Annotated in this window: 20 protein-coding genes; 7 read left to right on the top strand and 13 right to left on the bottom strand. The window is 74.0% G+C overall.

Features of this window, described 5'->3' with window-relative positions; translation table 11 throughout:
- Positions 1 to 59 precede the first annotated feature (59 nt).
- Entirely contained in the window at positions 60 to 824 is a 765-nt protein-coding gene (locus tag ACIPN7_RS16660; protein ID WP_400544297.1) for an AraC family transcriptional regulator, read from the top strand.
- Positions 825 to 832: 8 nt separating this feature from the next.
- Here ACIPN7_RS16660 and ACIPN7_RS16655 read toward each other — a convergent pair whose 3' ends face one another.
- Complete coding sequence (locus ACIPN7_RS16655) at positions 833 to 1,624, bottom strand: ABC transporter permease (protein WP_400544294.1); 792 nt, start codon at positions 1,622 to 1,624, stop codon at positions 833 to 835.
- Positions 1,621 to 2,619: an ATP-binding cassette domain-containing protein gene (locus tag ACIPN7_RS16650; RefSeq protein WP_400544291.1), complete on the bottom strand. Its 999-nt coding sequence runs from the start codon at positions 2,617 to 2,619 to the stop codon at positions 1,621 to 1,623. The genes ACIPN7_RS16655 and ACIPN7_RS16650 overlap by 4 nt, the downstream gene beginning before the upstream one ends.
- A gap of 90 nt (positions 2,620 to 2,709) precedes the next feature.
- On the opposite strand from ACIPN7_RS16650, the gene ACIPN7_RS16645 reads away from it, so the two are divergent.
- From ACIPN7_RS16645 to ACIPN7_RS16635, 3 genes are all read left to right on the top strand, one after another.
- Positions 2,710 to 3,474, top strand: coding sequence for a TetR/AcrR family transcriptional regulator (locus tag ACIPN7_RS16645; RefSeq protein WP_400544288.1), 765 nt, complete (start codon positions 2,710 to 2,712; stop codon positions 3,472 to 3,474).
- Between the two features lie 392 nt (positions 3,475 to 3,866).
- Positions 3,867 to 5,174: a Glu/Leu/Phe/Val dehydrogenase gene (locus ACIPN7_RS16640; protein WP_400544286.1), complete on the top strand. Its 1,308-nt coding sequence runs from the start codon at positions 3,867 to 3,869 to the stop codon at positions 5,172 to 5,174.
- Positions 5,175 to 5,257: 83 nt separating this feature from the next.
- The gene (locus ACIPN7_RS16635) at positions 5,258 to 6,163 is read left to right on the top strand and encodes a putative protein N(5)-glutamine methyltransferase (protein ID WP_400544283.1); all 906 of its coding nucleotides are present in this window, start codon (positions 5,258 to 5,260) and stop codon (positions 6,161 to 6,163) included.
- 29 nt (positions 6,164 to 6,192) lie between these two features.
- Here ACIPN7_RS16635 and hemQ read toward each other — a convergent pair whose 3' ends face one another.
- The 3 genes from hemQ to ACIPN7_RS16620 all read right to left on the bottom strand — a co-directional run bounded on the left by hemQ (position 6,193) and on the right by ACIPN7_RS16620 (position 9,118).
- Complete coding sequence (hemQ, locus tag ACIPN7_RS16630) at positions 6,193 to 6,942, bottom strand: hydrogen peroxide-dependent heme synthase (protein WP_400544280.1); 750 nt, start codon at positions 6,940 to 6,942, stop codon at positions 6,193 to 6,195.
- A gap of 46 nt (positions 6,943 to 6,988) precedes the next feature.
- Positions 6,989 to 8,143 (bottom strand): ferrochelatase, encoded by a 1,155-nt coding sequence (locus ACIPN7_RS16625; RefSeq protein ID WP_400544277.1) that lies wholly within the window; start codon positions 8,141 to 8,143, stop codon positions 6,989 to 6,991.
- Positions 8,144 to 8,239: 96 nt separating this feature from the next.
- On the bottom strand, positions 8,240 to 9,118 hold the full coding sequence (locus ACIPN7_RS16620; protein ID WP_400544274.1) for a LysR family transcriptional regulator: 879 nt from the start codon (positions 9,116 to 9,118) through the stop codon (positions 8,240 to 8,242).
- Positions 9,119 to 9,190: 72 nt separating this feature from the next.
- On the opposite strand from ACIPN7_RS16620, the gene ACIPN7_RS16615 reads away from it, so the two are divergent.
- Positions 9,191 to 10,468: an MFS transporter gene (locus ACIPN7_RS16615; RefSeq protein ID WP_400544271.1), complete on the top strand. Its 1,278-nt coding sequence runs from the start codon at positions 9,191 to 9,193 to the stop codon at positions 10,466 to 10,468.
- Between the two features lie 12 nt (positions 10,469 to 10,480).
- On the opposite strand, the gene ACIPN7_RS16610 is transcribed toward ACIPN7_RS16615, so the two are convergent.
- The gene (locus ACIPN7_RS16610) at positions 10,481 to 11,632 is read right to left on the bottom strand and encodes a glycerate kinase (protein WP_400544269.1); all 1,152 of its coding nucleotides are present in this window, start codon (positions 11,630 to 11,632) and stop codon (positions 10,481 to 10,483) included.
- A 26-nt stretch (positions 11,633 to 11,658) separates the two neighbouring features.
- On the bottom strand, positions 11,659 to 12,777 hold the full coding sequence (gene ald, locus ACIPN7_RS16605; RefSeq protein WP_400544266.1) for an alanine dehydrogenase: 1,119 nt from the start codon (positions 12,775 to 12,777) through the stop codon (positions 11,659 to 11,661).
- Positions 12,778 to 12,863: 86 nt separating this feature from the next.
- Here ald and ACIPN7_RS16600 point away from each other — a divergent pair, with 86 nt between their 5' ends.
- Complete coding sequence (locus ACIPN7_RS16600) at positions 12,864 to 13,763, top strand: LysR family transcriptional regulator (protein WP_400544263.1); 900 nt, start codon at positions 12,864 to 12,866, stop codon at positions 13,761 to 13,763.
- A gap of 52 nt (positions 13,764 to 13,815) precedes the next feature.
- On the opposite strand, the gene ACIPN7_RS16595 is transcribed toward ACIPN7_RS16600, so the two are convergent.
- Positions 13,816 to 14,283: a MarR family winged helix-turn-helix transcriptional regulator gene (locus ACIPN7_RS16595; protein ID WP_285105856.1), complete on the bottom strand. Its 468-nt coding sequence runs from the start codon at positions 14,281 to 14,283 to the stop codon at positions 13,816 to 13,818.
- A 138-nt stretch (positions 14,284 to 14,421) separates the two neighbouring features.
- Positions 14,422 to 15,183, bottom strand: coding sequence for an isoprenyl transferase (locus tag ACIPN7_RS16590; protein ID WP_377230233.1), 762 nt, complete (start codon positions 15,181 to 15,183; stop codon positions 14,422 to 14,424).
- A 295-nt stretch (positions 15,184 to 15,478) separates the two neighbouring features.
- Between ACIPN7_RS16590 and ACIPN7_RS16585 the strand changes: the two genes are divergently transcribed.
- A complete protein-coding gene (locus ACIPN7_RS16585; RefSeq protein WP_400544259.1) occupies positions 15,479 to 16,237 on the top strand; it encodes a hemolysin III family protein in 759 nt (252 codons plus the stop codon).
- On the opposite strand, the gene ACIPN7_RS16580 is transcribed toward ACIPN7_RS16585, so the two are convergent.
- From ACIPN7_RS16580 to mca, 4 genes are all read right to left on the bottom strand, one after another.
- Positions 16,213 to 17,343, bottom strand: a complete 1,131-nt coding sequence (locus ACIPN7_RS16580; RefSeq protein WP_400544256.1) for a nucleoside hydrolase — start codon at positions 17,341 to 17,343, stop codon at positions 16,213 to 16,215. The genes ACIPN7_RS16585 and ACIPN7_RS16580 overlap by 25 nt on opposite strands.
- Positions 17,344 to 17,429: 86 nt before the next feature.
- Complete coding sequence (locus ACIPN7_RS16575; RefSeq protein WP_400544253.1) at positions 17,430 to 18,248, bottom strand: carbon-nitrogen hydrolase family protein; 819 nt, start codon at positions 18,246 to 18,248, stop codon at positions 17,430 to 17,432.
- Positions 18,241 to 18,621, bottom strand: a complete 381-nt coding sequence (locus ACIPN7_RS16570; RefSeq protein WP_400544251.1) for a hypothetical protein — start codon at positions 18,619 to 18,621, stop codon at positions 18,241 to 18,243. The genes ACIPN7_RS16575 and ACIPN7_RS16570 overlap by 8 nt, the downstream gene beginning before the upstream one ends.
- Positions 18,618 to 19,505: a mycothiol conjugate amidase Mca gene (gene mca, locus ACIPN7_RS16565; RefSeq protein ID WP_400544407.1), complete on the bottom strand. Its 888-nt coding sequence runs from the start codon at positions 19,503 to 19,505 to the stop codon at positions 18,618 to 18,620. Before mca ends, ACIPN7_RS16570 begins: the two co-directional genes overlap by 4 nt.
- Between the last annotated feature and the right edge of the window lie 57 nt (positions 19,506 to 19,562).

Below are 19,562 nucleotides of genomic sequence, written 5' to 3'. Positions count from 1 at the left end.
CGATCCGCACCGGTTTCGGCCAAGGGGTGACGGCGTGCGCCGCGTACGATCGGGACCCGATGAGCAACCCGCCGAACGGCGCCGCTCGGCCCGAGGCGCGGGCCCTGCTGGCTGCACTGCACCCCGCCATGGTCGCCCTGATGGACGAGCTGTCCGGCGTCATGTTCTGCGCCAAGGACGCCGACGGCCGGTACGTGCTGGTCAACCAGGTCTTCGTGGGGCGCACGCGCGAGCGGTCGCGGCGCGACGTGATCGGCAAGCGCGCCGTGGACCTGTTCGTCCCCGAGCTGGCCGAGCGCTACGAGAGCCAGGACGAGCTGGTCCGCACCACCGACAAGCCGCTGCGCGGCGAGCTGGAGCTGATCCGGCACGTCGGCGGGGCGCCCGGTTGGTTCCTCACGTCCAAGCTGCCGCTGCACGACGAGTCCGGCACCTACGTGGGCCTCGTCTCGGTGTCGCAGGACCTGCGCTCGGGCGACGCCGACGACGCGACGATCCAGGCCATGGCCCGCCTGCGCGGGCAGGTCGAGGACCTGCTGGAGCACGGCGAGGTGCCGTCCGTGGCGGACCTCGCCGTGCTCGCCGGGAGCGCCCCCGCATCCCTGGACCGCCGGGTGCGCCGGGTCTTCGGCCTCTCGCCGCGCCAGCTCGTGCTCCGGCTGCGCGTGGACCGCGCGGCCCACCTGCTCACGTCGACGACGGTGCCGCTCGCCGACGTCGCGACCGCGGCGGGCTTCTACGACCAGCCCTCGTTCACCCGCACGTTCGCGCGGCTGACGGGCGAGACGCCGTCGTCGTTCCGGAGAAGGTCCAAGCGAGACTGACCAGGGACTCAGCGGGACAGGCGCCGGTAGGCGCGCGCCGTCAGCGGCAGGAACACCAGGGTGAGCACGGCCGGCCACACCGCGGCGAGGAGCAGGGCGTGGTCCGCCAGCACTCCCCCGGTGATGCCGGTCGGGTTGCCGAACAGCTCACGGCAGGCGGCCGCCGTCGCGGAGATCGGGTTCCACTGCGCCAGGACCGCCAGCCACCCGGGCATGGACTCGGGCGCGACCAGCACGTTGGACAGGAACCCGAGGGGCCACACCAGCACCTGGACCACCGTCACGCCGCCCTCGCCACGGAACGTGAGCCCGAGGAACACCCCGAGCACCAGCATCGCGAACCGCAGCCAGAGCAGCAGCACGACGCCGAGCACGGTGGCGGCCACGCTGCCGGACGCGCTCCACCCGATGAGCAGCCCGCCCACCATGAGCACCGCGAGCTCGGCCGCGGAGTTCACCAGGTCGGCGCCGGCCCGGCCGAGCGGGACGGCGGCGCCGCTGATCGGCAGCGAGCGGAACCGGTCGGTCACGCCCTTCTTCGAGTCGTTGGCGATGGCGCTCATCGTGGCCTCGATGCCGAACATCATCGAGAGCGCGAAGATCCCCGGCATCAGGTACGCGAGGTAGTCCCCGCCGCCGGGCAGGGCGATCGCGCCGCCCAGCAGGTAGCCGAAGACGAGCACGAGCATCACCGAGAACGCGATCCCGAAGACGGGCGTCCACGGCTCGCGCTGCCAGTGCTTGAGGTCGCGCAGGGTGATCACCCAGCTCTGGCGCAGGGTGGCGGCGACGGCGTTCATCGCAGGGCTCCTTCGGTCGAGGCGGGGTCGGAGGATGCAGCGCCGGTGGGCGCGGCGCCCGTGGGCGCGGCGTCGTGGGCCGTGAGGTGCAGGAACACCTCGTCGAGGGTCGGGCGGCGCAGCAGGATGTCGTCGACGTCCAGGCCTGCGGCGTCCAGCGCGCGGACGACGGCGGTCAGCGCCGCCGCCCCGCCGTCCGGCCCGGCCTCGACGGTGACCTGCCGCAGCTCGGCGTCGGCCGTGCCGCCGAGCGCCGCGGCCAGCCGGTCCAGGTCGGCGTGCGCGGGGGCCGTCACGAGCACCCGGTCGCCGCCGAGGCGCCGCTTGAGCTGCTGGGGCGATCCCTCGGCGACCACCTTGCCGGCGTCCATCACGGTGATCCGGTCGGCGAGCTGGTCCGCCTCGTCGAGGTACTGGGTGGTGAGCAGCACGGTGGTCCCGGCGTCCACGACCTGCCGCACCGTCCGCCAGACCTCGTTGCGGGCCCGGGGGTCCAGCCCGGTGGTGGGCTCGTCGAGGAACAGCAGCGCCGGGCGGCGGATGAGCCCGGCGGCGATGTCGAGCCGCCGGCGCATACCGCCGGAGTAGGTGGACACCTTGCGGTCGGCGGCGTCCAGCAGACCGAAGGTGCCGAGCAGCTCGTCCGCCCGCTCGCGCGCGGCCGCCGTGGACAGGCCGTACAGGCGGCCGAACATCACAAGGTTCTCGCGGCCGAACAGGATCTCGTCGAGCGCCGCGTGCTGGCCCACCAGCCCGACGGACGAGCGGACCGCGGCGGGTTCCTCGCGCACGTCCCGGCCGGCGACGCGCACCTCGCCCTCGTCGCAGCGGGTGAGGGTGGCGAAGGTGTTGACGGCGGTGCTCTTGCCCGCGCCGTTGGGGCCGAGCAGGGCGTGGACGGCGCCGGACTCGATCTCGAGGTCGAACCCGTCCAGGGCGTGGGTGTCGCCGTACCGCTTGCGCAGTCCGCGGGCGACGAGGGGTGGGAGGGACATGGCGTCTCCTTTTCCGTACAGCGTACGACTAACAGCTCGCCCAGCGTAGCATCCATTCCGTACGGCGTACGATAAAGTTACGGTGGGTCCATGTCGGACCACCCGGACCCAGTCCTCCGCCTCCTGTGGCGCTACGACGGCGGCGCGCCGTCCGCGCCCCGCCGCGGGCGCAAGCAGCGGCTGAGCGTGGACGACGTCGTCGACGCCGCGATCCGGATCGCCGACCGCGACGGCCTGCCCGGCCTGTCGATGCGCCTGCTCGCCACCGAGCTCGGGCTCGGCGCGATGAGCCTGTACACCTACGTGCCCGGCCGGGACGAGCTCGTCGCACTGATGCTGGACCGCGTGCTCGGCCGCCGGAAGCTGCCGGCCCTGCCCGGCGACCTGCGCGAGCGGCTGGCGCTGGTCGCCCGGGTCCACTACGAGGACTGCCGGCAGCACCCCTGGATGCTGGAGGTGTCGGGGTTGCGGGCCTGGGTGGGGCCGGGCGCGTCCGACCGCTACGAGTGGCAGCTCTCCGCGATCGAGGGGGCAGGCCTCGACGACATCGAGATGGACCAGACGGTCGCCCTGCTCATCGGCTTCGCCAGCAGCGTGGCGCAGGCGCAGGAGCGCATCCGCGCCGAGGAGCGCACGTCGGGCATGACCCAGGCCGACTGGTGGGCGGCGAACACCGACGAGCTCGGCGTGGTGATGGCGGGCCGCGAGTACCCGCTCGCCGGACGCGTCGGCGCCGCCGCGGGCGAGGCGTACCAGGCCGCCACCGACCCCGCCCGGGAGCTGGAGTTCGGCCTGGCCCGCATCCTCGACGGGCTCGTCGCCCACATCGAGCACGTGCGGGGCGCCGCGGGCTGACGGCGCCGCGCCGCGCCGCACCGCCGCACCTGTACGACCCGCACAACTGGAGACACCCGTTACTGGCCCCAGGGACGACTGCCCGACCGGCCGCGGAGCGCCTAGGGTCAGTCACCATGACGACCATCGTGTGGCCGGCGCGGGAGTCTTCCTCGTCGGCGACGCCATCAGGGCCGCCCTCACAGGCGTCCTTCTCCCCGGCGCTTGGCGGCTGACGGAACGCTGATTCCCAAGCAATGGCACGATCACCGGAAAATCACCGGCCGACACCCCACGGCTGGGCACATTCGCCCATCGAAGCGATACGGTGAGACCGAGGCGCAAACCCCGCGCCGCGCAACCCGCGCCCCCGCCCCGAGGCGGTCGGCGCCGTTCTCCCCCGGAGGACCCACGTGACGACGACAACGACGTCCACCACTACCGCACCGCCCACCTTCGCCCCGTCCGACGCACCCGCGGAGGGCTCCGCGCTCGCGACCGCGCACGCGCAGCTCGCCACCGCCGCCGAGATCCTCGGCTACGACGAGGGCCTGCACCGCATGCTCGCGACGCCGCGCCGTGAGATCCACGTCGCGGTACCGCTGCGGCGGGACACGGGCGAGACCGTGCTGTTCCACGGGTTCCGCGTGCAGCACAACGTGAGCCTCGGCCCGGGCAAGGGCGGCCTGCGCTACCACCCCTCCGTCGACGTCGACGAGGTGCGGGCGCTGGCGATGTGGATGACCTGGAAGTGTGCGGTGGTCAACCTGCCGTACGGCGGTGCCAAGGGCGGCGTCGCCATCGACCCCCGCGGCTACTCGCAGGCCGAGCTGGAGCGGGTGACCCGGCGGTACACGTCGGAGATCATGCCCATGATCGGCCCCGACACCGACATCATGGCGCCCGACATGGGCACCGACGCCCAGACCATGGCCTGGGTCATGGACACCTACTCGGTCAACCGCGGGTACACGATCCCCGCCGTCGTGACCGGGAAGCCGCTGGCGGTCGGCGGCTCGCTGGGGCGCGGCACCGCGACGTCGGCCGGCATCGTGCACGTCACGGGTGCCGCGCTCGCCGAGGCGGGCGTCGACCTGAGCGACGTGTCCGTCGCCGTCCAGGGCTTCGGCAAGGTGGGCTCGCACGCCGCGGAGATCTTCGCGGCACGCGGCTCGCGCGTGATTGCCGTCAGCGACCAGTACGGCGGTATCCGGAACGACGCCGGCCTCGACGTGCCCCTGCTCATGGAGCACGTGCGGCGCACCGGCTCGGTCGTCGGGTTCGACGCCGCCGACCCGGTCACCAACACCGAGCTGCTCGCGCTCCCCGTCGACGTGCTGGTCCCGGCCGCGATCGAGGGCGTGCTCGACGAGACCACCGCGGGTTCCGTCAAGGCGCGCTGGGTGGTCGAGGGCGCCAACGGCCCGACGACGGCGGCCGGCGACGCCATCCTCGCGAAGAACGGCATCACCGTGGTCCCCGACGTCCTCGCGAACGCGGGCGGCGTGGTCGTCTCGTACTTCGAGTGGGTCCAGGCCAACCAGACCTACTGGTGGACCGAGCAGGAGATCGCCGACAAGCTCGAGTACCGCATGACCACGGCGTACGCCGAGGTGTCGGCGCTGGCCCGGCGCGAGGCCCTGTCCCTGCGCGACGCCGCCCTGGTCATCGGCGTCAAGCGCGTCGCGGAGGCGCACCAGATCCGGGGCCTGTACCCCTGATCCGGCCTCCGGCCGCCAACGTGTCAGACCCCCAGGTCACCGGGGTGACCTGGGGGTCTGACACGTTCGCCTACCCTTACGGCGTGAACGAACTTGTCGCGCGCCTGCGTGCCGCCGGCTGCGTGTTCGCCGAGGACGAGGCGCGGATCCTGCTCGAGGCCGCGACGTCGGACGGCACGACCGATCCCGTCCGGCTGGAGTCCCTCGTGGCGGCGCGGGTCGACGGGCTCCCGCTGGAGCACCTGGTGGGCTGGGCCGAGCTCGACGGGCGCCGCTGGCTCGTGGCACCCGGGGTCTTCGTCCCCCGGCAGCGGTCCGAGCTGCTGATCCGGGAGGCGGCGGCGCGCGCCCTGTCCGACGCCGTCGTCGGCGCCGCGGCCGCTGACGTGGCCGGCCCCGTCCTGGTCGTCGACCTGTGCTGTGGCTGCGGCGCGCTCGGCGGGGCCGTCGCGGCGCGGCTGCTGGCCGCGGGGCACGACGTCGAGCTGCACGCCGCCGACGTCGACCCCGTGGCCGTGGCCTGTGCGCACGAGAACCTGGAGGCGCTGGCCGCGGAGGCCTTCGCCGCCCGCGCCGCGGGGACCGGCCTGCCGCCGGACGACGTCGGACCCGGGCGGCTCACCGCGTACACCTCTGCCGGCGACCTGGCCGGTCCGCTCCCGGACGAGGTGTGGGGCCGCGTCGACGTCCTCGTCGCGAACGCGCCCTACGTGCCCACCGAGGCGATCGGCATGATGCCGCCGGAGGCCCGCGAGCACGAGCCGCACGCCGCGCTCGACGGCGGGGACGACGGCCTGGTGATCCTGCGCCGCGTGATCGACCTCGCCCCGGCGCTGCTGCGCCCGGGCGGCCACCTGCTCGTCGAGACGGGCGAGGCCCAGGTGAGCGCCGCCGTCGGCCACCTGGAGGCAGCCGGACTGATCCCCACCGTCCTGTCCGACGACGACCTGGGCGCGACGGCCCTGGCCGGAACCCGCCCGCCGAGATAGAACCCTGGTTCCGTCTCGGCGGGAGGGGGTCAGCTCAGGGGCTGGCGGTCCGCCCAGTCGGCCAGCAGGGTGCGCGGGCCGGTGAAGAACGGGACCTCCTCGCGCACGTGCCGGCGGGCCTCGGTCGCGCGCAGGTCGCGCATGAGGTCGACGATGCGGTGCAGCTCGTCGGCCTCGAACGCGAGGATCCACTCGTAGTCGCCCAGCGCGAACGCGGAGACGGTGTTGGCCCGGACGTCCTTGTAGTCGGCCGCCGCCATGCCGTGGTCGCGCAGCATGGTCCGGCGCTCCTCGTCGGGCAGCAGGTACCAGTCGTAGGACCGGACGAACGGGTAGACCGACATGTAGTCGCGCGGCGCCTCGCCGGCGAGGAACGCGGGCACGTGCCCGCGGTTGAACTCGGCCGGGCGGTGCAGGGCGGCGACCGACCACACCGGCTCCAGGGAGCGGCCCAGCTCGGACGCGCGCAGGCGCTGGTAGGCGCCCTGCACGGACTCGATCGTCGGGCCGTGGGTCCAGAGCATGAGGTCGGCGTCGGAGCGCAGGCCGCCCACGTCGTACCAGCCGCGGACCACCAGGTCGCCGGAGGTGGCGGCCGGGTCGACGGCGCCGCCGACGGCGGCCTCGGCGTCGGCCACGACGGCCTTGCGCTCGTTCTCGTCCGCCGGGAGCGTCTCGGTCAGCGAGAAGACCGAGAACATCGTGTACCGGATGCCCTCGTTGATCGCGGTCGTGTCGATCTCGTGCCCGGTGTCCCCGTGCACGTGCGTGTCGTTCATGTCCTGTCCCTCTGTCATTGGCGTCGTCCTGGCCGTCCCCCGGACCTCAGGAGTTCGGGTCGGTGCTGCACAGCGCCGGGATGCCGCTCGGCTCGCCGTCCCGCCGCAGGCAGCAACCTGGCGCGCAGACGGAACGGAAGGCCGGGAGCGACCCCACGGTCGCCTCGGTGACCGGTTCGTCGCGGGCCAGGGCCGCCCGCTCCAGCAGCAGGTCGACGAGCCCGCGGACGAACGGCTCCCGCGTGCCGACAGTACCGGCTCGCACCGCGGTGATGCCCAGGTCCTTGGCCGTGGCCAGCGCCTCGGTGTCGAGGTCGTAGGCGACCTCCATGTGGTCGGAGATGAAGCCGATCGGCGACAGCACCACGTCGCGGACGCCCGCGCCCGCGAGGGACTCCAGGTGGTCGTTGACATCCGGCTCCAGCCACGGCTGGCTGGGCGGGCCGGAGCGCGAGCAGTAGGCCAGGTCCCAGGGCACCTCGTGCCCGAGCCGCTCGGCCACCTGCGCCGCCACGACCTGCGCGAGATCCAGATGCTGCTCGGAGTAGGTGGCGTGCGAGATCCGCGAGGCCGCCTCCATGGTGTCCGGGATCGAGTGCGTGACGAAGACGAGCTTCGCGGCCGCCCCGGAGCCGCCGCCGGCCTCGAGCTCGGCGTACGCCTCGACGACGGCGTCGACGTTCGCCTGCGCGAAGCCCGGGTGGTTGAAGTAGGAGCGGACCTTGTCGAACTCCACGCCCGTCGACCCGTCAGGTCCGAGCTGCCCGCGCTTGTCCAGCGTGATCGCGAGGTCCTCGCGGTACTGGCGGCAGCCGGAGTACGAGGAGTAGGCGCTGGTCACGAGCGCGACGGCGCGCTTGGCGCCCAGCTCCTCCAGCTCGTCGACCGCGTCGTTCGTGTACGGCGCCCAGTTGCGGTTGCCCCACACGACCGGAAGGTCGAGGCCGCGGGCGGCGAGCTCGGCCTCGAGCGCCGCCTTCAGCGCGAGGTTCTGCTCGTTGATGGGGCTCTTGCCGCCGAACCCGTAGTAGTGCTCGCCCACCTCCTCGAGCCGCTCGTCCGGGATGCCCTTGCCCGCGGTGACGTTGCGCAGGAACGGCACCACGTCCTCGGGCTGGTTCGGGCCACCGAAGGAGTAGAGCAGGAGGGCGTCATACGGCGCGGCGTCGTGCGCCGCAGGCTGGGGGGAGATCGCGGGCATGCGCACATCTTTCCACCGTCCGGCGCGCGGGACCGACCGGAGGGGCGCGAACGGGACGTGACATCGAACCGACGCCCTGTCAGAACCTCCGGGCGCTCAGGGGCGGGCGTGCACGTTGCCCTCGCGCAGCCGCTCGCGCAGCCCGGGCAGGGTGTCGAGGAGGATCTGCGGCGCGGGGCTGCGGGTCACCATCGAGAGCGTCACCCGCCCGCGGGTCGGCGCGGGTACCGTCCGGTCGCCGGGCGCGGCGTACCAGCGGGCCACCATGTCGGGCACGACGGCGGCGCACCGCCGCTCCCGCGCCGTCCGCACCGTGGCCTCCGCCGTCGCACCGGGACGGGCGTGCGCGCCGAGCTCGGTGAGCCGCCGGTGGAGGACGTCGCTGCTGAGGTCGAGCGGGCAGTAGACCACCGTCTGCCCGGTGTAGGGACGGCGGCCGGGGCCGGGCACGGGGGCGCCGTCAGGCAGGAGCGTGACCAGGTCGTGCCGCCCGACCTCGGTGACCACCAGGCCGCGCGCGATCGGAACCTGCTTCGCGATGGCCACGAACGCCGCGTCGAGCGTGCCCCGCTCCACCCACTCCAGCAGGCGAGGCCCGTGCTCCACCTCCGGCTGCACCACCACGTCGTCGAGCAGCACGTCGAGTGCGGCGAACAGGGTGCCGGCGATGCTGGGGAACGCGCCCACGGAGACGGTGCGCGACTGGGCGGCCGCCAGGCTGCGCTCGACGATCCCGCCGAGGTGGTCGAGCACGTGGGCCGCCTGCTCGCAGAACTCCTGGCCGGCTGCCGTCGGTCGTGCTCCGGTGGTGTCGCGGTCGAAGAGGGCGACCCCCACGCGCCGCTCCAGGGCCGCGAGCCGCTGGCTCGCCGACGGCTGGCTCACCAGCAGCTCGCGGGCGGCCGCACCGAGAGAGCCGTGGCGCGCGACGGCGCCGACGAGCCGGAGGTCATCGACCGTGGGGTATGACGTCATAGCAAGAGCCTATGCCTGCTCATGCGCACCGGCGGTCTACCGGCCGTTCGTCGCGGGCCGCAGGATGGCGCTGTGCACCAACACCTCACGACGCTGACCGCCACGACCTTCGTCACCTGGACCGGCCAGCGCATCACCGCCGTCGCGCTGCCGCTGGTCGCGCTCGACCAGACGGGCGACGCCTGGACCACCGGGCTGGTCGGCGGGTTCGCCGGCCTGCCGCTGCTCACCTCCGCGTGGTGGGGCCGAGGGCTCCGCTCGCGCCTGACGTCGGGGCCGGCCCTGGCGGTGCTGCTCGGCGTGCAGGTGCTCGGGCTGCTGCTGGTGCCGGCGGCCGCGGCCGGCGTCGGCGTGGGTGCCGTCGTCCTGTGCGCGTCGGGACTGGTCACGGGGGCGACGTCGGCCATGCTCGCCCCTGCGCAGCGTGCCCTGACCGCCGACCTGGCCGAGCTGCCCGGCAACCCGCCCGGCACCGGGGCCCGGGCGCTGGCCTGGCAGGACCTGGCGCACCGGTCCTCGATGATCTTCGCGCCCGCGCTCGGCGCGTGGCTGCTGGTCGCGTGGGGCGCCGAGCCGCTGCTGTGGTGCGAGGCGGCCGCCGTCGCACTGGCCGCGGGGGCCATGCTCACCGTGCCGGCCGCGCGTCACGAGGGTCCGGCGGCGGACGACGCCGGCGCCGGAGCCCGGCCCGACGGGACCGACCGGCGGCAGAGCCCCGACGCGGTCCCGTCCGTCCGCGCCGTGCTGCGGGCACACCCGGATCTCGCGATCGGCATCGGGCTCGCGGGGATCGGCGGCATCACGTGGTTCGCGTTCACGCTGGGGCTGGCGCTGCTCGGCGCCGAGCTCGACCGGCCGGGTGAGCTGATCGCCGCGGGCATGACCGGCTACGGCGTCGCGACCGTCGGCGTCTCGTTCGTGGTGCCGCTCGTGGTGCACCGGGTGCCGCGGGTCCCGGCGATCGTGGTCTCGTGGGTGACGCTCGGGCTCGCGTACCTGGCACTGCCCCTGGCCGCGCCGAACCTGCTCGCCGTCGGCGTGGTGTCCGCGCTGGGCGGCCTGGCCATGCCGTTCGGGATCGCGGCGCTCAACGCGCTCGTCGTCGACCGGACCACGGGAGCCGAGCGGAGCGCCGCCTTCACCGCCGAGACAGTCCTGCACAGCGGCGGCGCCTCTGCCGGGCTGCTCGTGGGCGGCGCGCTGATCGGGGCGTTCGGCGCCGGCCCCGTGCTCGTTGTCGCCGGCGTGCTGCAGGTCGTCGCGGCCCTGGGCGCGGCGGTCTGGCTGCGCACCCGGCATCGGACCGCGCGTGTCAGACGCTCAGGTCACCCGAGTGACCTGTACGTCTGACACGGGCCGTGCTCACGGGCGGGCGGCGCGGACCAGGCTGGTGACGGCGGCGGCGAGGTCGCGCAGGCGGGGCGCGGTGCGGGCGATCAGGTCGTCCAGCCCCACCGGGCCGGGCGCGATCGAGAACGCCGCGGCGATCCCGGCGGCCCGCGCCTGCGCCTCCGGGAGCAGCACCTGTCCGGCCAGCACCACGACGGGCGGCCGGGTGGGCGACGCCGCGGCGAGGCGTGCGACGCCGTCGGCCACCTTGCCGTTCACCGACTGCGAGTCGAAGGACCCCTCCCCCGTGATCACGAGGGCGGCGTCCGCGAGGGCCGCGGGCAGGCCGACCGCCTCGGCGACCAGCTCCGCACCGCGGGTGGTCTCAGCGCCGAGCACCGCGATCAGCCCGGCAGGCACGCCGCCGGCGGCGCCGGTGCCGGGCAGCGCGGCGACGGCCGTCCCCGTCTCCCGCTCCAGCACGTCGGCCCAGTGCGCGAGGGCGCTGTCGAGGAACTCCGCCTCGCCGTCCCGGGCGCCCTTCTGCGGGCCGAACACGCGGGCGGCGCCGTGCTCGCCGACCAGCGGGTTGGTGACGTCGACGGCGAGCCGCCAGCGCACCTCGCGCGCCCGGGGGTGCAGCCCGGACAGGTCGAGGGAGCTGACGGAGGCCAGCCCCTCGCCGCCGTCGGGCACCTGGTCGCCCTCGGCGTCGAGGAGGCGGGCGCCGAGGCCGGTGAGGATGCCCGCGCCGCCGTCCGTGGAGGCGGAGCCGCCCAGGCAGACCAGGACCTCGGCCACGCCCGCGTCGAGCGCCGCGCGCGCCAGGTCGCCGGTACCGCGCGTGCTCGCGTGCAGCGGCTGCAGGGGCATGTCGGAGACGCCGGGCAGCCCGCTGGCCTCGGCGAGCTCGACCACGGCGGTGCGCCCGTCGGGCGAGACCGCCCACCGGGCCGACGTCGGCCGCCCGATCGCGTCCACCGTCGCGGTGACCTCCGCGGCGCCGCCCCAGACGGCGAGCAGCGCGTCGAGGGTGCCCTCGCCGCCGTCTGCCATGGGCAGGCTCGTGACGACGGCGCCGGGCGCGGCGTCCAGGACGCCGTCGGCGATCGCGGACGCGACCTCGGACGCGGACAGGCTGCCCTTGAACGAGTCCGGGCAGACGACGATGTGCAGCGGCTCCACGCGCCGATCGTAGGCCGTCGCGGCCGTCACGCTGCCAGGATCTCGGCCACCGGGACCGCCTCGGTGCCGAACGCCTCGGCCACCCCGGCGTTCGTGATGTGCCCGGCGTGGGTGCTCAGCCCGCGGGCCAGGGCCTCGTCGGCCCGCAGCGCCTCGCGCCAGCCGCGGTCCGCGAGGGCCACCACGTACGGCAGCGTCGCGTTGGTCAGCGCGCGGGTCGACGTCGCGGGCACCGCCCCGGGCATGTTCGCGACGCAGTAGTAGAGGGTGTCGTGCACGGCGAACGTCGGGGCATCGTGCGTGGTGGGTTGCGAGTGCTCGAAGCAGCCGCCCTGGTCGATGGCGATGTCGACGAGCACGGCGCCCGGCTTCATCACCTTGACCATGGCGTCGGTGACGATCTTGGGCGCGGCGGCGCCGGGGATCAGGACCGACCCGATGACCAGGTCCGCGGCGGAGACCTGGTCGGCCACCTCGTACGTCGTCGACACCCGGGTGCCTACGGCCCCGCCGAACCGCGCCTCGATGCGGCGCAGCGCCGGCAGCGACACGTCCAGCACGGTGACGTCGGCGCCCATGCCGAGCGCGTTCGCGGCCGCGTGCTCCCCGGCGACGCCGCCGCCGATCACCACGACCTTGGCCCGGGGCGTGCCGGGCACGCCGCCCATGAGCACGCCCGTGCCGCCGTGCGGCCGCATCAGGTGGTAGGCGCCCACCTGCGCGGACAGGCGCCCGGCGACCTCGCTCATGGGGCTCAGCAGCGGGAGCGAGCGGTCGGCCAGCTGCACCGTCTCGTACGCGATGGCCGTTGTGCCCGCGGCGAGGAGCGCGTCGGTGCAGGGCGCCGACGCCGCGAGGTGGAGGTAGGTGAACAGGGTCTGGTCCGGGCGCATGAGCTCGTACTCGGGCTCGATCGGCTCCTTGACCTTGACGAGCAGGTCTGCCTCGGCCCAGACCTCCTCGGCCGTGGGGACGGTGCGCGCGCCGGCGAGCCGGTAGGCGTCGTCGTCGAAGCCCGAGCCCTGCCCGGCGCCGGCCTGCACCAGCACGTCGTGCCCACGACGGACCAGCTCGTGAGCACCGGCGGGCGTGAGCGCGACCCGGCTCTCGTTGTTCTTGATCTCCGTGGGAACGCCGATGTTCATAGGGTGACGGTAAGCACCTCGCGGTGTGCGGGTCCAGACCACGTTCCCGAATAGAATGTTCGGCGAACCTGCACAAGGATGTGCCCATGCTCAACCCCTGGCGCCTGCGCCTCCTGCACCAGCTGCACCTGCTCGGGACGGTGCGTGCCGTCGCCGACGCGACGCACCTGAGCCCCTCCAGCGTCTCCCAGCAGCTCTCCACGCTGGAGACCGAGGCCAGGACCCAGCTCTTCGAGCGCGTCGGACGGCGCATCCGGCTCACGCCCGCGGGCGTCACGCTCGCGGGCCACGCCGCGCAGATCCTCGACCGCATCGCGGCAGCCGAGGCCGACATCGCGGACCTGCACTCGGAGCCCACCGGGGTGGTGCGGCTGTCGGCGTTCACCAGCGCGTTCCACGGCATCGTCGTGCCCGCCGTCGCGGCCCTCACCGAGGAGTACCCGCGCATCTCGGTCCAGCTCACCGAGGCGGAACCCCAGGTCAGCCGGGCTGCGTTGCAGCGCGGCGAGGTGGACGTCGCGATCTGCGCGGACTTCCCGGACGCGCCCGTGCCGCCCGACGCCGACCTGGCCCGCCTGCCGCTGACCGGCGACCGCGTGGTGCTCGTGACGGCACGGGAGACGGTGACCGGGGAGCGCTCGGGACGCGTGGACCTGACCACCCTGGCGGACGAGCCGTGGGCGTTCGAGCACCCCGGCGCGCACCTCGCCGACCTGGCCGAACGTCTCTGCCGGCGGGCCGGGTTCACGCCCCGCGCCGTGGCCCGGTTCGAGAGCCACGGCACGCTGCTGAGCCACGTCGAGGCGGGTCTGTCGATCACCCTGCTGCCGCTGCTCGCGGTGCACGACCGCTACGCCGTGCGCACCCTGGACCTCGTGGACCCGCCCCGGCGCGACATCCACCTGGTGGCACGCCGCACGACGCTGGACCGCGCCGCGGTGCGCATCGTCGTGGAGGCGCTCCGCGGCCAGGCGCGAAGCGCCTGACCAGCCGGCCTGATCAGCGGGCCTGATCGGCGGGCGGGCCCGCCCGGACCCGTCAGAAGTCGTCGATGTCCGCCTGCGCCCCGCGCAGCGCGTCGGCGAGCTGGCGCAGGTGGTCCAGGTCTTCCGCGTCGAGAGCGGGCCCCACGTAGTGGGCGATGGAGCGCACGTGCCGGCGCCCGAGCTCCTTCTGGGTCTCCGAACCCTCCGGCGTGAGGCTCACCAGCACGCCCCGGCCGTCGTCGGGCGAGGGGTGGCGGCGCACCAGGCCGCGCTTCTCGAGCCGCTCCACCATGCGCGACAGCGAGGACTGCGCCATCAGGATGTTCTCGTTGAGCTCCCGCAGGCGGAGTGTCTCGTCGGGCGCGAGCGCGAGCGTGAACAGCACGTCGTACTCACGCATGCTCAGGTCGCCCCAGATGTCGTCCGCCAGGAGCCGGCGCATCACCGTTACCTGGGCGCGAAACAACGACTCCCACGCCTCGGCGGCCTCCCGCGCCGAGGGCACCCGTCGCTCGGTCATCAGTGCGCCCACCTTGTCATCTTCGGCACGCTACCTGACTGAACTTTCAGTCACCTACCTGGGCGCGCGGTGGCGAATTTCACCATGCGAATTTCCAGCAGGCCGCATGGATCCGGGCCGCGTCCGGGTCGGCTCCGGTCACCGCCCGAGGCGACGTTCCCGGAGGGAGAAGTCACGCAGCGCGCGCAGGAAGTCGACGCGCCGGAACGCGGGCCAGTAGGCCTCACAGAAGTAGAACTCGGTGTGCTGGCTCTGCCACATCAGGAACCCGCCGATGCGCTGCTCCCCGGAGGTGCGGATGACCAGCTCCGGGTCGGGCTGCCCCTTCGTGTACAGGTGCTCGGCGATGTGCTCCACGTCGATCGACTCGGCGAGGTCCGCGAGCGTGGCCCCGTCCTTCGCGCGCTCGGTGAGGTAGGAGCGGACGGCGTCGGCGATCTCGGTGCGGCCGCCGTACCCGATGGCGACGTTGACCTGGAGGCCCTTGACCCCGGCGGTGCGGTCGGCGGCGGCGCGCAGGGCGGCGGCCAGGCGCGCGGGAAGCAGGTCGAGGCGCCCGATGACGCGCAGGCGCCAACGGCCGGACTCGGAGAGGTCGGAGACGGCGTCCTCGATGATGTCCAGCAGGTTGCTCAGCTCGTCCGCCGACCGGCTCAGGTTGTCGGTGGAGAGCATCCACAGCGTGACGACCTCGATGCCCAGCGACTCGGCCCAGCCGAGGAACTCGGTGATCTTGTCGGCGCCGCGGCGGTGTCCCGTCGCCGCCGTCTCGCCGAACGAGCGCGCCCAGCGGCGGTTGCCGTCGAGCATCACACCGATGTGCCGGGGCAGCGTGGCGCCGTGCAGGGCGGACGCCAGGCGTCGCTCGTAGAGGCGGTACAGCGGGCTGGGCAGGCGCACGGATACCTCAGGGGATCGGGCCGTCGGACCCGCGGTGCGCGGTCCGGACGGCAGCTCTGACGCTGGGCTTCGTACCCGGCAGGACGTGGACAAAGGTACCCCTCGAACACGCATGTTCCTGCCGCCCGGAGCCCGTCGAACGCGCTGGGCGAGCGACTCCCGCGAACCCGGCGCAGGATCTTCACAAGGCCCCTGTCCGGCCGGAGGGGCCCTAACCTACGGTAGAGTAAGTTACGCGACCGTAGGTAGTGCCCCGGCACCGGAGGGCACCGGTCGCCGACGGTGAGGAGTCCACGTGGTAGCTCAAGCAGACGGGCCCGACCGTCCGGCCGACCGCCTGGACGAGGTCACGAACAGGGTCTCGGAGACGCTGCAGGGCATCTCCACCTCGGTGTCCTCGACCGTCGAGAAGGTCGAGAAGAAGGTCAAACCCCGCCTGCGCGGCTGGATCCACGCCGGCACCTTCCCGCTGGCCCTCGCGGCCGGCACCGTGCTGATCGCGCTCGCGCCGACCACGGCGGGCAAGATCTCCGCGTCGGTCTTCGGCCTGAGCGCCTGCCTGCTGTTCGGCGTCTCCGCCGTGTACCACCGCGGCACCTGGTCCCCCCGGACCGAGGCGGTGCTGCGCCGGCTCGACCACACCAACATCTTTCTGATCATCGCCGGGACCTACACCCCGCTCGCGGTGCTGCTGCTGCCCAGAGACCAGGCGACGGTGCTGCTCGCGCTGGTGTGGGGCGGCGCGCTGGTCGGCCTGCTGGCCCGGATCTTCTGGCTGAACGCGCCCCGCTGGGTCTACGTGCCGGTCTACCTCGCCCTTGGCTGGGTCGCCGTCGCCTACATGGGCCAGTTCTGGGCCACCGGCGGTCCGGCGGTCGTGTGGCTCATCGCCGCGGGCGGCGTCTTCTACACGGCCGGCGCCATCGTGTACGGCACCAAGAAGCCCGACCCGAACCCCGCCTGGTTCGGCTTCCACGAGATCTTCCACGTGTGCACCGTGCTCGGGTTCGCCTGCCACGTGGTCGCAATCTACCTGGCCAACCTCGCCATCTGATCGTCGGCCGCGGTGCCGTTCAGGCCCGCGTGGAACAGCTCCTCGAAGAGCGCGCCGTCCGCCGTCGTGCCCACGTGCTGGGGCGTCCCTCCGGGGACGCTCACGGTGCGGCCCGACGACGGCCCCTCCAGCACGACGTCGACCGGGCGCACCCGGTAGCCCACGCCCTCCCCGGTCACGAGCGAGACGGCGGCCAACGCGTCCCACCAGAACATGACCCCCTGCCCGATCAGCTCGGGCATGCCCGGCTGCGTCACGATGGCGTGCACCGTGCGGGCCTCGTAGGTCGCCGCCCCGGCCCCCAGGCTGTCCACGAAGGCGGGCGTGATCGGCACGTGGTTCGTGGCGTCCAGCCCGACGACGCTCACCCGCGCGCGGGGCATCGTGGCGAGCACGTGGTCGGCCGCGGGCGGGTCGATCCACATGTTGACCTCCTGGGTGTTGTCGAACCCGGCGGTGGTCGAGCCGAACAGGTTGCCGCCCACGTCGAAGGCCCCACCCATGACGACGACCCGGCCCAGACGGTCGCGCAGCGTGCGCGGGCCCATCCGGTCCAGCGCCGCCGACACGTTGCTGAGCGGCCCCGTGGCCAGCACCGTCACCGGCGTCCGCGACGCGCGGACCGTGGCCGCGATGAGGTCGGCCGCCGACGTCGGCCCCGGCACGTCCGGGACGTCCGCGTCGCCCAGGGCGCCTGACAGGACCTGCTCGAACAGCTCGCGCGCCTCCGGCGGCGGCTCGTTGACCCACTCCGGCGACCCGTCCGCGACCGGCACGTCGGGCAGGCCGCAGTCGGCCAGGATGGTGCGCGCGTGCGTCAGCGAGCGCCCCGGCGTGCCCACGCCGTTGTTCACGACCGTGACGGCGCGCAGGTCGATCAGCCCGCGCTTGTCGGCCTGGCACAGGTACAGCAGGGTCGCGGCGTCGTCGAAGTCCAGGTCGGAGTCGTAGACGACGGGTACCGGCCGGGCGGGCCCGCCGGCGTCGGTCCCACCGGGCCGCTCGACGGCGGCGGCCGGCGTCACCGCGCCACCGGCCACGCCCAGGGCGAGCGCCGCCGACGCGAGTGCGCGCACGCTCGACGAGAACCTCCAGGCGACCACCATGACGCTCTCCCTCCGACGACGGATGGAGCCATGGTGCTCGCGCGGCCGGCGCCTGCCCACGACATTCGGCGCTGTCCGAAAGCTGCTCAGGCGCCGGTAGGGACGACCGTGTACCGGCGGTTCGCCAGCGACGGGTTGGTCCTGCGCACGGCGGCGAGCGGCGCGGGGTCCAGGTCGACCGTGCGGTAGGCCTGCTCCTCACCCATCTCCAGCCCGACGACGCCGTCCGGACCCGCGAGCAGCGTGCGGCCGGTGACGCCCTTGCCCGTCATGCCGACGCCGATGACCACCGCGGTGTTCTCGATGGCCCGGGCCGTCAGCAGCGTGCGCCAGTGGTCCGCCTTGAGCGGGCCGGCGACCCAGGCCGCCGGGTACACCAGGACGTCCGCCCCGGCGTCGACCACGCGGCGCGCGGACTCGGGGAACCGCAGGTCGTAGCAGGTCAGCACGCCGAAGGTGAGCCCGCCCAGGCGCAGCGTGACCGGGTCGGCGTCCGCGGGGCCCGGTTCGAGCAGCTCCGACTCCTGGTACCCGAACGCGTCGTACAGGTGCACCTTGCGGTAGACCCCGGCGAGCTCGCCCGCGCCGTCGACCACGACCAGGGCGTTCGCCGCGCGGACGCCGTCCGAGCCCGGCAGGGTGACGCCGGCGATCACGGCGATCCCGTGCTTGCGCGCCCGGTCCCGCAGCAGCGTGACGAACGGGCCGTCGAGCGGCTCGGCGTGCTCCGGCCCGACCCCGCGGGGGTCGTAGGCCGACGCGTACTCCGGGAGCACCAGCAGGTCGGACCCGACCCGGTCGGCGACCTGGAACGCGTCGAGCACCGTCTGGCGGTTGGCCGCGTGGTCGTCCGAGACCGCCACCTGGCCGACGGTCACACGGACGGCGCCGGCCGGGTCAGCCAACGGAGCCGCCGCCGCCCTTGGTGCTGCCGCTCCCGGCGCCGTCGGCACCGTCACCGTCCGGCGCCGAGGCGCCGCCGGTCCCGGCGTCGGGGCCGTCGCCCTCGGCGCCCTCGCCCGGACGGCTGAAGCTGATGACCTCCGGCTCGGGGACGGGCAGCCCCTGCTGGCGGGCGTTGTGCCCGGCCCGGCGCAGGTGCTTGCTCATGTTCAGGAACAGCAGCACGCACGCGAGGGCCAGCACGAACGTCACGAGGAAGCCGACCAGGCCCGGCGAGACCTGCCACGACTCCAGCCCGGGGCGGAGCTGGCCCTCGGTGGGGTTGGGCGACGGGTCGGCCGCGAGCGCGAGCGCGCCGGCGAACAGGGGGCTCATGCGTGGACCTCCGACCGGACACCCTCGAACAGGTCTTCCTCGTACTCGCCGGGAGCGCGCTCCGGCAGCGGGACGCGCGACTCGGCGAGCTCGTACTCGTCCCAGGGCCAGACGTCGACCTCGAGGTCGCGGGGCACCGCGAAGAAGAACCCGGTGGGGTCGATCTGCGAGGCGTGCGCCGTCAGCGCTGCGTCGCGGTTCGGGAACCAGTCGGCGACCGGCACCAGCGTGGTCACGGTGCGCTCGGGGATCTCGCGCGCGTCGCGCGACTCGACCCACTCGCCGAACGGCGACTCCAGCCCGGCGCCCTCGATGGCCTCGTGCACCGCGCGGATGCGCTTCATCGAGAACCCGTGGTTGTAGTACAGCTTGAGCGGCTCCCACGGCTCGCCCGTCCCGGGGTAGCGGTCCGGGTCGCCGGCCGCGGCGAACGCCTCGAACGACACGTCGTGGCACTTGATGTGGTCCGGGTGGGGGTAGCCGCCCGACGGGTCGTACGTGGTCATCACGTGGGGCCGGAACTCGCGCACCGCCCGCACCAGCGGCTCGGCCGCCTCCTCCAGCGGCACCAGCCCGAAGCAGCCCTCGGGCAGCGGGGGCAGCGGGTCGCCCTCCGGCAGGCCGGAGTCCACGAAGCCCAGCCACTGCTGACGGACGCCCAGCGCCTCGGCGGCCCGGGCCATCTCCAGGCGACGCACGGCCCGGCGACCCTCGATCGACTCGAACTCGTACCCCTCGGGCACCTCGAACGACGGGTTCAGGACGTCGCCCCGTTCGCCCCCGGTGCACGTCACGACGAGGACCTCCACCCCCTCTGCGGCATAGCGGGCCGTCGTCGCGGCCCCCTTGCTCGACTCGTCGTCAGGGTGCGCGTGCACCGCCATCAGACGGAGCGGCTCGCGCTCGGGTACGGACACTGGGTCCTCCTGTGGGGCAGGGAC

It is taken from the genome of Promicromonospora sp. NPDC090134 (assembly GCF_044746965.1).
In the GTDB taxonomy this organism is placed as follows: Bacteria; Actinomycetota; Actinomycetes; order Actinomycetales; family Cellulomonadaceae; genus Promicromonospora.
Note: the sequence above shows the minus strand (reverse complement) of the source record. Positions and strands in the feature narration are given on the sequence as shown.